This is a genomic window from Pseudomonas sp. KCJK9000 (assembly GCF_046230725.1).
GTDB classification, from domain to species: domain Bacteria; phylum Pseudomonadota; class Gammaproteobacteria; order Pseudomonadales; family Pseudomonadaceae; genus Aquipseudomonas; species Aquipseudomonas promysalinigenes.
This window is the reverse complement of the sequence record NZ_JBJJLN010000049.1, coordinates 1-11,984: the sequence shown is the minus strand read 5'-3', so window position 1 is coordinate 11,984 and position 11,984 is coordinate 1. Positions and strand designations below refer to the sequence as shown.

General features: G+C 60.3%; 12 protein-coding genes. 3 read left to right on the top strand and 9 right to left on the bottom strand.

Annotated elements, in window-relative coordinates; all coding sequences use genetic code 11:
* Positions 1–27: 27 nt before the first annotated feature.
* The 4 genes from ACK59H_RS18515 to ACK59H_RS18500 form a co-directional block, all read right to left on the bottom strand.
* On the bottom strand, positions 28–726 hold the full coding sequence (locus ACK59H_RS18515; protein ID WP_060478472.1) for an anti-sigma factor domain-containing protein: 699 nt from the start codon (positions 724–726) through the stop codon (positions 28–30).
* Complete coding sequence (locus ACK59H_RS18510) at positions 723–1,271, bottom strand: sigma-70 family RNA polymerase sigma factor (RefSeq protein ID WP_060478471.1); 549 nt, start codon at positions 1,269–1,271, stop codon at positions 723–725. The genes ACK59H_RS18515 and ACK59H_RS18510 overlap by 4 nt, the downstream gene beginning before the upstream one ends.
* 100 nt (positions 1,272–1,371) lie before the next feature.
* Positions 1,372–1,899 (bottom strand): DUF3455 domain-containing protein, encoded by a 528-nt coding sequence (locus ACK59H_RS18505; RefSeq protein ID WP_060478470.1) that lies wholly within the window; start codon positions 1,897–1,899, stop codon positions 1,372–1,374.
* Between the two features lie 178 nt (positions 1,900–2,077).
* Positions 2,078–2,965, bottom strand: coding sequence for an alpha/beta hydrolase (locus ACK59H_RS18500; RefSeq protein WP_060478469.1), 888 nt, complete (start codon positions 2,963–2,965; stop codon positions 2,078–2,080).
* 200 nt (positions 2,966–3,165) lie between these two features.
* On the opposite strand from ACK59H_RS18500, the gene ACK59H_RS18495 reads away from it, so the two are divergent.
* A complete protein-coding gene (locus ACK59H_RS18495) occupies positions 3,166–3,723 on the top strand; it encodes a GNAT family N-acetyltransferase; N-acetyltransferase (protein ID WP_409264759.1) in 558 nt (185 codons plus the stop codon).
* A gap of 134 nt (positions 3,724–3,857) precedes the next feature.
* On the opposite strand, the gene glsB is transcribed toward ACK59H_RS18495, so the two are convergent.
* From glsB to ACK59H_RS18480, 3 genes are all read right to left on the bottom strand, one after another.
* Positions 3,858–4,766 (bottom strand): glutaminase B, encoded by a 909-nt coding sequence (gene glsB, locus ACK59H_RS18490; protein ID WP_060478467.1) that lies wholly within the window; start codon positions 4,764–4,766, stop codon positions 3,858–3,860.
* 259 nt (positions 4,767–5,025) lie between these two features.
* A complete protein-coding gene (locus ACK59H_RS18485; protein ID WP_060478466.1) occupies positions 5,026–6,354 on the bottom strand; it encodes an MFS transporter in 1,329 nt (442 codons plus the stop codon).
* Between the two features lie 79 nt (positions 6,355–6,433).
* Positions 6,434–7,411 (bottom strand): hydroxyacid dehydrogenase, encoded by a 978-nt coding sequence (locus ACK59H_RS18480; RefSeq protein ID WP_060478465.1) that lies wholly within the window; start codon positions 7,409–7,411, stop codon positions 6,434–6,436.
* A gap of 219 nt (positions 7,412–7,630) precedes the next feature.
* Here ACK59H_RS18480 and ACK59H_RS18475 point away from each other — a divergent pair, with 219 nt between their 5' ends.
* Positions 7,631–8,308: an RraA family protein gene (locus ACK59H_RS18475; protein WP_060478464.1), complete on the top strand. Its 678-nt coding sequence runs from the start codon at positions 7,631–7,633 to the stop codon at positions 8,306–8,308.
* 85 nt (positions 8,309–8,393) lie between these two features.
* Positions 8,394–9,620, top strand: coding sequence for an MFS transporter (locus ACK59H_RS18470; RefSeq protein WP_371326774.1), 1,227 nt, complete (start codon positions 8,394–8,396; stop codon positions 9,618–9,620).
* A gap of 3 nt (positions 9,621–9,623) precedes the next feature.
* Here ACK59H_RS18470 and ACK59H_RS18465 read toward each other — a convergent pair whose 3' ends face one another.
* Complete coding sequence (locus ACK59H_RS18465) at positions 9,624–10,958, bottom strand: MFS transporter (RefSeq protein ID WP_409264758.1); 1,335 nt, start codon at positions 10,956–10,958, stop codon at positions 9,624–9,626.
* A 49-nt stretch (positions 10,959–11,007) separates the two neighbouring features.
* Positions 11,008–11,928, bottom strand: coding sequence for an SMP-30/gluconolactonase/LRE family protein (locus ACK59H_RS18460; protein WP_060478462.1), 921 nt, complete (start codon positions 11,926–11,928; stop codon positions 11,008–11,010).
* Positions 11,929–11,984: the final 56 nt, after the last annotated feature.

Sequence of the window (11,984 nt, the reverse complement as noted above, 5' to 3'; positions counted from 1 at the left end):
TCACTCTGAACATGATTTGAGTTCGGCTCAGATCACTTTCACAGCACGGCCGATGAACTTCACTGGCCCCGTCGGAAGCCCGGTGGATGAACCGCCGGCCTTCTCCAGGGTGAGCTCGAACAATTGGTTGGCCTCCAGCGGCGGCAGGCTCTGCAGCGGTAGCCGGTAAAGTTCTCCAGGCTTGACTAGGCCCAGCGAAACCGGTGCGCGCCACTGGTTGCCCTTGGTCCAGAACTGTAAGGCCATACCCTCGGGGATCGCCTCATTGCCAAGCGGAATCAGCTCGATCATGCGGCTGTCGCTGGCCTGTACCACCCAACCGGGCGCCTGAGTGCTCGGGGCCACCAGCACTACCATAAATTGAGGAGTGGGCGGCGGCGTGGTGAGCAAAGTGAACGCCAGCAACACGCTTGCGACCAGCCCCGTAGCGCTCAGCGCTTGCCACATGCCAAGCCGTTGCCACCATTTGACCCGTGGCCAGGCCTGGGGGGTGACGCGTTCATTCAGGCTGCGCTGGATACGGCCCCAAAGGCGGGCGCTCGGTGGGTGAGGTGTAGCCAGCGCAGTCAGCTCAAGCAGACGGGTCTCCCAGTCATCTACCATGGCGCGTAAGGCCCGATCGTGCTCGAGGCGCTGGAGCACTGCGGCGTGTTGCTCTGATGGCAAAGTACCCAGGACGAACTCGCCGGCCAAGGTATCCATTGCTTGGGCAGTATCCGGTTTCATCCTAAGCACTCCCGCAGCGCCTGGAGGCTGCGCTTGATCCAGGCTTTGACGGTGCCCAGTGGGGCGCCCAACAGGGCAGCGATCTCGGCGTGACTGCAACCGTCCACATAAGCGTGCAAGATGCAGCGCTGTGGCGCGGGCTGCAATTGTTCCAGGCAACGATATATTTTCGCTGAGCCGGACCACAGGTCGATGTCATCCAGGCCATTTTGCAAGCCGCTTGAGATATCGACGGCCCCATCGTCCAGCACGGTTTCACGCCGGGAATCGCGAATGGCGTTGAGGGCCAAGTGGCGCACGATGCTGTAGATCCAGCCCTGTGCCGAACCGCGCGCAGGGTCGAAGCTACCAGCACGGGTCCAGATGCGGATGAAAGCATCGTGGACGATGTCTTCAGCAGTTGCATTGTCACGGGCGATACGCCGGGCGACGCCCAGTAGCCGCGCGCCTTCGTGGTCGTATAGCGCTTGCAGGGCTCGTCGGTCGCCCTGTGCACAGGCCTGCAGGCAACGACCGAAGTCAAAAGGGGTGACCGGCGAGTTCAACGTCTGTGGCTTCCTTGTGTCATGCAAGGTGCCCCGGCCTTGAAGCCGGGGGCTTGCCAACGAGCGTAGATGAACAATCGCAAGGTGTCTGTTCAACGTATTACTTATGTGTCCAGAACACATAGTCGGCCTGGTACTGCACCACCTGCTTGGCACCTTTGTTTTGTACGGTGCAGTCACTGGCTGGAGCCACGCCGCCGCGGGTGGCCAGGCGCTGGATATAGCTCACGCCCTGCATGGCGCCTTTGCCTTCGGCAGGGTTGGCCTTGACCAATTGGTAGGGCAAGGCGCCCTTGTCCGCTGGCGCTACCGCAAGCTGAGTGCCGGTGACCTTCGAGCCATCTTTGGCCTGCCAGGTGGCGGGTGGGCCGAAGTACTCGCCTACCTGCTTGCCGGCACGATCATTGAGCACGGCCTTGGGACCGACGAAGGTCCATTCGGTTTGGCCGGGGCTGTTGCTCTTGTCGCGGCATTCATAAGTGACCTCGCCGACGCCGACAGTCTCGAGCAGAACGCGATGGCCATCCGGCACTTTGACCGCATCTGGCAGCGCGGTTTGGCCATGTGCGGGTTGCAACGCCAGGGTGAGGCTGAAGGCAAGCAGGCAGGCAGAAAGTTTGCGAGTCATTGGGAGTGCTCCTGACAGGTCATTAGGCAGGGCGGTCTCAAGCCGCCCATTAGCAATACCCGCCAGCGCCAGGGTTGGATGCACTCAAAGAGAAAAAATTATCGGCTGCGTTCGCTACAAAGCTAATCCGCGCCAACGCAGGCGTTGGCGCGCTGTAACGTAGCCTGGGCACAGTGCCTCATCGCTCGTGAGAATCTATCGGCGCTGGATCTTGCGCATTGATGAATGTCACCACTTCGTCCAAAACCGGCGCCAGCCAACGCATCGGGCGCGCGAACGCTGCCACCAATGTCCCGTGCCCAGGCTTGGAAAAATAGAGTTCGCGCACCGACACACCCTGCTCTCGCAAGCGCCGAGCCATGCCTGCGGTGTTGCGCTGGGGATTGACCAGCGAGTCGTCCTGCGCCGCCATCAACAGGGCAGGGGGCGAATTGGGGCCAACATGGTTGATCGGTTGGGAGTCCGGTGGGGAGTCCGGGAAAAAGAAAATCGGTTTCACTTCTGGGTTTTCAATGGGCAGAAAGTCGTAAGGCCCGGCTAGACCGATCCAGCCACTGAGCATTGACGGCTGCATGTTCACCGCTGCCAGCCATTGAGGGTCTAGAGCGATCATGGCGGCGTTGTAACCGCCTGCGCTATGCCCCATCACATACAGCCGCTTGGGATCGCCACGGTATTGGTGGATATGTTGGCGGGTCCAGCCAACCGCCTGCGCACTGTCTTCGAGAAAGCCCTGATAGTGAACCTGCGGGTAGAGGCGATAATCGGCTATCACGGCAACGATGCCACGCGCTGCCAGAGCCTCACCGACGAAACCGTAGTCACTGCGTGAGCCGCGGGTCCAGCTGCCGCCATAGAAGAAAACCACCACCGGTACGTCGCTAGTGAGGTTGACGGGCGTGTACACATCCAGTTGGTTGCGTGGGTCGTTACCATATTTGAGGTTGGATGCTTTGGTGTAGGTGCCGTCTGGGGTAAGGAGGTTCAACACTTTCAGAGGTGAACAGCCCAGCAACAGACCTAGCAGTGCGCCGACCAAACCGATGCGTAAGGCTAACCTGATCATGGTGCGTACTCGGAGGCTGTGTGCTTTTGAGACTGCGAGCTTGCGTTGAAATTCAGCTATTGATCGGGTGCTTGGCGCACCCCTAGCTGAATCCATTGCCCGCAGCGGAGGTTCAGATTGGCCAGCCGCGAAACGATCGACACAATAAAACTTCAGTACACATAATCGAAACCTCACACGGATGGCCAGGAACGACCGACATGGATCGCTTTGCAACATTGACTACAGACCGCCTGCTATTGACGCCGCTGCAGCTGGAGGACTCAGACACCATTCAGCAGCTCTTCCCTTGCTGGGAGGTTGTCCGCTATCTGGATCGGCGTGTGCCATGGCCGTATCCCGATGATGGGGCATTGACCTACGTACGAGACGTCGCGCTGCGGGGGATGGCAGAGGGACGTGAGTGGCATTGGATGATCCGCATGCGCGACGATGCCGATTGCACCCTGGGCAGCATCAGTTTGTATGACCAGCCGGGCAACAACAGGGGATTCTGGCTCGCACCACAATGGTGGGGCAGGGGCTACATGCGCGAGGCCTGCAGGGCTATCAACGCGTATTGGTTCCAGACCCTGGCTCGCCCGGTCATGCAGGTTCCCAAAGCGGTTGCCAACCACGCATCACGCAAGGTGTCGGAACATGAGGGCATGCGCTTGGTAGGCGTCAGGGAAGGCGACTTCGTGGCTGGGCAGATGGCCGTCGAAATATGGGAGATGAGCCGTGCAGACTGGGTGGCTATGTCGGTGTCATCACGCTGACCGCCGCGCAACGGGCGCAGCTCAGAGCGTCCATTGCCGATAGGCCTGTTGGAGCGGATGAATCCGCTCCTGCAACAATGTGCTTTTGCTTGATGGGGGGATTGCGCCTCGAACCCTGACCCTTGCGGCCAGCGTCAGAAGACTGACCAGCCGATGCGCGAGCTGAGCAGCTCCAGCGCGGCCATGCCCGCATAGGAGTTACCTGCCGAGTTCAGCTCAGGCGACCAGACACACACGGTGAACTGCCCCGGAACGATGGCTACGATCCCACCCCCCACGCCGCTTTTGCCGGGCAAGCCCACCCGGTAAGCAAAGTTACCGGCTTCGTCATAAAGCCCGCTGGTGGCCATGATCGAGTTCACCTGCTGAGTCTGACGCCGGGTGAGGATCTGCTCGCCACTGTGCTTGCAGAACCCGTCGTTGGCCAGGAAGCAGAAAGCGCGCGCCAGGTCCAGGCAGCTCATCTGCAGCGCGCAGTAGCTGAAGTAACTGCGCAGTACCGTTTCGACTTCGTTGTGAAAGTTACCGAATGATTGCATCAGGTAAGCCATGGCCGCGTTACGCGCGCGGAACTGGTATTCCGAATCGGCCACGCGTGCGTCGATTGCAATATGCGGGTTACCCGACAACCGCCTTACGAAATCGCGCATCGACAGGGTGGGCGCGGCGAAGCGCGACTGATTGATATCGCAGATCACCAGTGCGCCGGCATTGATGAAAGGGTTGCGCGGGCGGCCGCGTTCGAACTCCAGCTGTACCAAGGAGTTGAAAGGTTGACCCGAGGGCTCGTGGCCCAGTCGCTCCCAAATGGCTTCGCCTGAATGGCCGATCGCCTGGACCAGGCTGAAGACCTTGGAAATACTCTGCACCGAGAACGGTATCAAGGCGTCGCCTGCGCAGTGGTAGCTGCCATCGTTGCCGTAGACAGCAATGCCCAGTTGCTGCGCCGGCACGTCGGCCAGAGCGGGTATGTAGTCAGCGACTTTGCCCTTGCCGATCAAGGGGCGTACTTCTTCGAGAATCTCGTTCAACAGCGTTTGCATGGCGGGCTCTCTTGTCACTTCCCAGCATGACTGCCGGGGTAGGATCTCAGACGCAAGCGCGGCGGCAGAGATCACAAATCGATGGCCAAGTGTTGGGCAGGCCGCCTGCATGTGGCCCGATCTGCAGCCGTTCAGATAGGCGCCTAAGAGGGTTCGATGACGAAAGCTCGACATGGATCTTGCCGAGTGTGATGCCGTGAAACGACGATGCCCACATTCCTGAGGCAGGAAGTGGGCATCGAGGTGCTGCACTTACGGATTATTTCGCGCCGACGACTCCGGCCGTTTCAGCTTGTTGGTGTTGGCGCTTGCGGCCGATCACCAGTACGGCCACCCCGGCAACCAAGCACAGTGCGGCCAAGGGCATCAGCGCCAAGGCGTAGCTGCCGGTGGCGTCGTGAATCGCACCATAGGCATTGACCATCAGACCTCCCCCGATCAAGTTGGCCATGGCGCCTACGGCAGCAAGGCCAGCTGCGGCGGTAGAGGATGACAACCAGCCTGATACCAGTGCCCAGAACGGCCCTTTCATCGAATACGCACCCACCAGCACCATGGTCAGCATCACCACAGTCGCCGGTAGCGACGAGGTGAACAGCGTCATCAGCAGCCCTGCCGCGATCAGCAGCATGGTCATTGCCGTGTGCCAGCGACGCTCGCCGGTACGGTCAGAACTGCGGCCCCAGATGATCATCAGCACTGATGCGATGCCGTAAGGAATGGCATTGACCATGCCGATTTCCATGGCACTCAGGCCGAAGGTTTTCAGCAGTTGAGGAGCCCACACGCTCATGGTGCTGCCAGCAGCCGAGGCGCCCGAATAGATCAGCGCCAATACCCAGATATCTTTGTGGCGCAGCAGCTTCCACAACGAGATATGGCCAATGGCGGTTTTCTTCGATGCCTCATCCGCCAGGCGCTTGGTGAGCCAGCCGCGTTGCTCGTCAGTCAACCATTTGGCCTGCTCGGGGCGGTCGGTGAGGACGAATAGGCAGGCGATACCTAGAAAGACGGCAGGGATACCTTCGAGGATGAACAGCCAGTGCCAGCCGCGCATGCCCATCCAGCCATCCAGGCTCAGCAGCAAGCCCGACAGCGGCGATCCGATGAAATTCGCAGCAGGAATTGCCACCATGAACAGCGCCACCATCCGTGCCCGGTAAGCCGACGGCAGCCAGTAGGTGAGGTACAGCAGGACGCCTGGGAAGAACCCAGCCTCGGCTGCGCCCAGCAGAAACCGCATTACGTAGAGGGAATTGGAGCCCTGAACGAAGGCTGTGCCTGCCGAGATCAGGCCCCAGGTGATCATGATGCGGGCGATCCAGATACGGGCCCCGTAACGTTGCATGGCCAGGTTGCTGGGTACTTCGACCAGAAAGTACGCAAAGAAGAAGAGGCTGCTGGCGAAGCCGAATACCTTGGCCGTGAGCTGCAGGTCCTCGTTCATCTGCAGCGAGGCCATGCCGATGTTGCCGCGGTCGATGATCGCGATCAGGTAGCAGATGATCAGAAAAGGCAGCAGGCGCCAGGCGACACGGCGCATGGTGCTGCGTTCGAGTTCATCCGGCAAGGACGTTGCTGAATTCATGATGCTCTCCAATTGTTGTTTTTCTGGAGTGACGCGTAGTGAAGGCCCCCGGGCGCACGGGGGCAGCCGGGGCATGCAATCAGCTGGCGAACAGATGGCGATTGACCACGCAGCGCGGGTCCAGAGCTTTGCCCGCCCAGACATCCAGGATCTGGTTCAATGCCACCAGGGCCACCCGGTCACGGGCCTCGCTGGTATTGGCGCCCACATGCGGGGTGGCAACCAAACTGGGCAAGCCCCACAGCGGGCTGTCGGCAGGCGGCGGTTCGGGGCTGAAGGTGTCAAGGCCAGCACCGGCGATGCGTCGCTCGCTAAGCGCTTTGACCAAAGCGTTGGAGTCGATCAGCTCACCACGGGCAGTGTTGATCAGGATGGCGCTGGGGCGCATACGTTCAAGCTGGGCTGCGCCAATCAGGTTGTGATTGGTCTCGGTCAGCGGGCAATGCAGGCTGATGATATCGCTTTCAGCGAGCAGGCGATCGAAATCCGCTTCACGTTCGACGTGCGGGCGCTCCGGGAGCTGTTTGAGGTAGGGGTCAAATACCTTGACCTTCATGCGCAGTGGCGCCACCAGGTCCATGAGGATACCGCCAATGGACCCTAAGCCAACCAGGCCCAAGGTTTTGCCAGCCAGCTCGATGCCGTTGGCCGAGGATTTGTCCCAGTGCCCATCACGCATACGCGCATCCAGCAATGCGGTTTGACGGGCCACGCTGAACATCAACGCGAAGGCCAGCTCTGCCACAGACTGCGCATTGGCGCCTACGGCGATCGAGACCGGGATGCCGCGGTCTGCAGCGGCTTGGATATCGATGGTGTTGTAGCCCACACCGTGCTTGGCGATCACCTTCAGGTTAGCCGAAGCGTCGATCATGGCGCGGGTCAACGCGCCCTGGCGGACCACGATGGCATCGGGCTGCTCTGCGCGAATGATGGCTTCCAGCTCTTCGGCCGGCAGGTACGGGGTGGTGGGAACGATTCTAATGCCTTGTTCGGCAGCCAGGTTCATAGCCTCAGCAGCGAGCTCGGGGCCGGTCAGCACAATGGTTCGTGACATCGTGAATACCTTGTTCTTGTGGGGGCAGTCAGCCGCCATAGCGGCATGATTGGAACCCTAGCATAATGAAACGCTGTTGCAATAATAAAATTTCAGCCAACGATATAACGCATCTGGCGCGTGTAAAAAGTGATTGCAACGACATTTATGAAATGACATTCTAAAAATAGATTCGGCAGCAGTCGATGACATCGAATAAATCCAATAGAGGTATGTCACATGAGCATTGGCTTCCAAGTGCTTGAGCGCGCACGTAAAGTCGGCGATGAGTGGGTTGCACGGTACCGCGAGGTGCCGGTTGCCAATGTCAGCGATTCGATGAACCGCATGACGGCAGGCGGTGCCCGCCTGCGTCCTATGCACCGAGAAGGGGTGCTGTGCGGCCCGGCGGTGACTGTCAAGGCGCGTCCAGGTGACAACCTGATGCTGCACTACGCGCTCGACATTGCTCAGCCAGGTGACGTGATCGTGGTCGATGCCGGCGGCGATCTGACCAATGCACTGATCGGCGAAATGATGGTGGCTTACGCAGTCAAGCGTGGCGTGGCCGGCATCGTGATCAACGGCGCCATCCGCGATGCTGCCAATATCAGCGCGGGTGACTTCCCGTTGTTCGCGGCCGGGGTTTCGCACCGTGGCCCTTACAAAGACGGCCCTGGCGAGATCAACGTGCCGATTGCCATTGATGGTATGGTGGTCCAGCCAGGCGACCTGATGATTGGTGATGACGATGGCCTGCTGTGCGTGCCTTATGACCATGTCGCTGAGGTATATGCCGCGGCCACCGCCAAGCACACTGCCGAAACCGCACAGATGGAAAAAATTGCCCAAGGTACCAATGACCGTTCCTGGGTCCTGGACTCCTTGAAGAAAAAAGGCTGCCTGCTTCCAGGCTGATCTTCCATGCGCTGCGCACCTTGCGATGGGGTGCGCAGTGGCTGAAAGCTCGGTGCCGGTCGCGGGTCTATTGAGGTTCGCAGACTTGTACGATTCATCTTCACCGCATCGCAAACGCTGGCCCGCCGCTGTGCGGGCGTTGGCTCATCGCAACTTTCAGATCTATTTCGTCGGCCAGGGTGTTTCTACGCTGGGCAAGTGGGTGCAGCAGGTTGCGTTGGCCTGGCTTGCGTATCACTTGACTGGTTCTGCCGTCTTGCTTGGGTTGATCACCTTTCTATCGCTGGCCCCGCAACTGCTGATAGGTCCTTTGGCCGGCGCCTGGATCGACCGCCACGACAAGCGTCGGCTGCTGATCATCGTGCAAATGGTCCTTATCGGTCAGTCCGTGGCACTGGCGGTCGCTACTTGGCTGGGCTTGATCGACGGTCCACTCATTGCGGCCATGGCGTTGTTGCTCGGCTTGCTCAATGCTTTGGAAACGCCCTTGCGCCAGGCACTGATCGGCAGTTTCGTCGACGATCCAGCCGACCTCCCGAATGCGCTAGTGCTCAATGCCATGCTGATCAATGCCGCGCGGTTTGTGGGCCCGCCACTGGCTGGTGGGCTGATTGCGCTGGCTGGTGAGGCCGCCTGTTTCGCCCTCACAGCTGTGGCTTTTCTAGCCTTGCTGGGGGGGTTGCTGAAGGTGCGCGGCACAGCTGCCCCCAGAGCCAGTGGTTCGACTGCCCAAGTGTTTCGCGAAGGGCTGGCGTATCTTTGGCAAACCCGCAGTGTTCGCCAGTTGCTGGTCAATGTGATCATGGTCAACCTGCTGGCGTCCTGCTACGCAGCATTGTTGCCCATCCTGGCCAGGGCTGTTTTCGCTGGTGATGCGCGAGTGCTGGGCTGGTTATGGGGGGCGGCTGGCGCTGGCGCATTCGTGGCTACGCTGGTGCTGGCGTTCGGGGGTGCCTTGTCTCGTCTGCGGCAATTCACCGATGCAGGAGCACTGCTGTGCGCGTTTGCGCTGCTCGGCTTGTGTATGGCCGGAGCACTGCCACTGGCACTGTTTGCGCTGGGTGTATTGGGTTTTGGTATCACGCTTAGCAACGTCAGCACCAACATGCAATTGCAAAGTGGCGCCCCCAGCCATCTGCGTGGGCGGGTGATCGCGTTCTATATCGCCATGCGCTTTGGTTTCGAGGCCTTGGGCGGTATGGCTGCGGGCTTGGTTGCGGCACGCTGGGGGGCGCCAGCGACCTTGGGGGTCGCTGGCGGGGTGCTGGTAGTGGGGTTGTTGGGGCAATACAGCACGCGCCGTGGTGGCTGAGCGTCAGGCCGGCTGGCCTTGGCCTTGCAGAGTCTGTTTCTTTGCCGGGTCGCCTAGCCAGAGCATCAGGCAGGTGCCTACCAGCAGAATGGATGCCACGGCGAAGAAGGGCATGCTGAAGCTCTGAGTGCTGTCTTTGATAAGGCCTATCAGGAACGGGCCGGTGAAGCCGCCCAGGTTGCCGATCGAAACGATCATCGCCAAGCCCCCGGCGGCGGCGCGCCCGGTCAGGATGGTCGAGGGTATGGCCCAGAACGTGGCCTGGAATGACCGGATGCTTGCCACTGCCACGCACAAACTGGCGATTTTCAGCACTGGCTGGTCGAGCAGGGCGGCTGCTACCAAGGCCACCGCGGCCAAGCCCAAGGCGCTGACCACGTAAGGCAGGCGATGAGTGCTGCGGTTGGCCAGGCGTGCCCAGATGGTCATGCACAGGGCGCCAACCAAATAGGGCAGTGCAACCACAAAGCCCACAATGCCGCTATCGATGCCCAGCCCTTTGATGATCTGCGGTAGCCACATCCCTATGCCGATCGAACCGACGATGCAACAGAAATTGATGGCTGCCAGGGTGAACACCTTGGGGTTGGTCAAAGCAGCCCGCAGTGTGTTGCCGTGGGATGCGCCAATCGACTGCTGCTCTTGGCTAAGGCGCTGGTTGAGCCACGCTTTCTCGCGCACGCTCAGCCACTTGGCCTTGGCAGGGGTGTCGACCAAGATGAAAAGGCACGCGATGCCCAGCAGCACAGCTGGCATCGATTCGGTGACCAGTAGCAGTTGCCAGTTTTTCAGCCCCCATACGTCATGTTGCTGCATCAACCAGCCAGACAGGGGTGAGCCAACGATGTTGGCCACAGGAATACCCAGCAGGAACGCTGCAGTGGCTTTTGCCCGCCATTTGCCCGGGAACCAGTAGGTGAAGTACAGATACACGCCCGGTGTGAAGCCTGCTTCAGCAAGCCCTAGCAAAAAGCGCGCGATGCTGAAGCTGATCGGCCCCGTGGCAAAGGCAGTCGCCATGGAGATCAACCCCCATGTAATCATGATCCGCGCAATCCATACCCGCGCGCCGAAGCGCTGCATCAGCAGGTTGCTGGGGATTTCGAACATGAAATAGCCGAAGAAGAACAGGCCGGCCGCCCAGCCGAACATCGTTGCGGTCAGGCCCAGGTCCTGGTTCATGCTGATGGCGGCGAAGCCTACATTGGTGCGATCCAGGTAGCTGATCACGTAGCAGATAAAAATGAACGGCACCAGGCGCCACAATATGCGGCGCATCAGGCGTTCGCCCTCGGCGTCGCTGAGCGGCGCCTGGGCTGCGGGGTTTTCGTGGGTCATGTCGTCACTCTTTTGTAGTTTTTGTGTGCCCTGGCAGGGGGGGGCTGGGTCAGCTGTGGGAATACATGGGCAGCCCAGGCGCAGTGGTGCGTACCTGCAGGATGCTGCCGGTTTCCGATTCGGTGATGTACAAGGTCTGCCCGTCGCCGCCGCCGAAGGCCAGGTTGGTGTTGCTGATGCCTGCGCACGAAACGATGCGCTGCAAGGGTTCGGCGACTTTCGACAGCTTCCACACCGAGCCGAATCCGGTATGGGCGATGTACAGGTTGCTGTTGGCATCGAGCGCCAGGCCGTCAGGCCCGCCAAGGCCGCCGTGCAACTGGGCGAAGACACCTACCTTACCAACGATCGAACCGTTGCCCAGCGGGATGCGCCAGATCTGCTGGGCCCTTGTCACTGCCACCAGCAGGTGGTTGAGGTGTGGGTCATAGACGATGCCATTGGGGCTGGGGATGGTATTCAGCAGGCAGGTCAGGTTGCCGCTTGCATCAAGCTTGTAGACGCGGCCGCTGGCATCCTGCAGCCCAGTCTGGCCTTGGTCGGTGAAGTACAGGTCGCCGTTGGGTGCGAATACCAGGTCGTTGACCCCTTTGAAGCTTTCGGAACCTGCCGAGTCGAGCACGGCCTCGATGGCGCCGGTCTCTGGGTCCAGCTGCATGATCCCGCGCTTATAGTCGGTGATGAAGATGCGCCCGTCCTGGTGAATTTTCAGGCCGTTGGGCCAGCCATCGTACTGGCAGACCATTTCCCAGTCGCCCTGCGGTGAGATGCGAAAAATTCTGCCGTTGGGAATGTCGGTGACGTAGAGGCGCCCTTGACGATCGAACGATGGGCCTTCCAGGAACGAGTCGATGGCTCGGCCTTGGCGGTTGGCATTGGCCCAGGCAGTAGGTCGCGGGTCGCGAAATTTGTCAGGTAGGCGGGTAAAAACCGTGGTTTCCACGGTGGGCGGGGCAGCGAAGAAGCTCATAAGCGCTCCTGGGGTCTGGGTGGGGGGGTAAGGGGCCCATTATTGTTGTGACCTTT

What these genes read in the sequence shown, in the direction of transcription:
- ACK59H_RS18485 (WP_060478466.1), bottom strand. Translation starts at nt 6,354, where the DNA reads ATGAATTCAGCAACGTCCTTGCCGGATGAACTCGAACGCAGCACCATG.
- ACK59H_RS18460 (WP_060478462.1), bottom strand. Translation starts at nt 11,928, where the DNA reads ATGAGCTTCTTCGCTGCCCCGCCCACCGTGGAAACCACGGTTTTTACC.
- ACK59H_RS18480 (WP_060478465.1), bottom strand. Translation starts at nt 7,411, where the DNA reads ATGTCACGAACCATTGTGCTGACCGGCCCCGAGCTCGCTGCTGAGGCT.
- ACK59H_RS18500 (WP_060478469.1), bottom strand. Translation starts at nt 2,965, where the DNA reads ATGATCAGGTTAGCCTTACGCATCGGTTTGGTCGGCGCACTGCTAGGT.
- glsB (WP_060478467.1), bottom strand. Translation starts at nt 4,766, where the DNA reads ATGCAAACGCTGTTGAACGAGATTCTCGAAGAAGTACGCCCCTTGATC.
- ACK59H_RS18465 (WP_409264758.1), bottom strand. Translation starts at nt 10,958, where the DNA reads ATGACCCACGAAAACCCCGCAGCCCAGGCGCCGCTCAGCGACGCCGAG.
- ACK59H_RS18475 (WP_060478464.1), top strand. Translation starts at nt 7,631, where the DNA reads ATGAGCATTGGCTTCCAAGTGCTTGAGCGCGCACGTAAAGTCGGCGAT.
- ACK59H_RS18505 (WP_060478470.1), bottom strand. Translation starts at nt 1,899, where the DNA reads ATGACTCGCAAACTTTCTGCCTGCCTGCTTGCCTTCAGCCTCACCCTG.
- ACK59H_RS18515 (WP_060478472.1), bottom strand. Translation starts at nt 726, where the DNA reads ATGAAACCGGATACTGCCCAAGCAATGGATACCTTGGCCGGCGAGTTC.
- ACK59H_RS18495 (WP_409264759.1), top strand. Translation starts at nt 3,166, where the DNA reads ATGGATCGCTTTGCAACATTGACTACAGACCGCCTGCTATTGACGCCG.